1 protein-coding gene is annotated in these 292 nt (G+C 40.4%); it reads left to right on the forward strand.

The window, feature by feature from the left end:
* On the forward strand, positions 1–292 hold a 292-nt coding region (locus tag LKE08_RS00290), incomplete at both ends, for a reverse transcriptase/maturase family protein (protein ID WP_324702195.1).

Here is a 292-nt window from a genome sequence, read left to right on the forward strand (position 1 = left end):
GGACACCTCAAGGAGGGGTAATAAGTCCACTCCTCGCCAACATCGCACTGGATGGAATGGTGAGGCACATAGAAAAATTATTCCCAAAACACATTATAAATGGGAAAACAATCAACACAACGGTCGTTAGATATGCCGATGACTTTGTGGTTATATCCCAAAGCCTCAAAGTTATTGAACAGTGCAAGATTGCTATCTCCGAATGGTTAAAACCTATTGGACTCCAACTCAAACCAGAAAAGACAAGAATCTGTCACACACTTCAAGAAATCGAAGTAAATGGAAAAATGGT

It is taken from the genome of Lyngbya sp. CCY1209 (genome assembly GCF_035615495.1).
GTDB lineage: Bacteria > Cyanobacteriota > Cyanobacteriia > Cyanobacteriales > Microcoleaceae > Limnospira.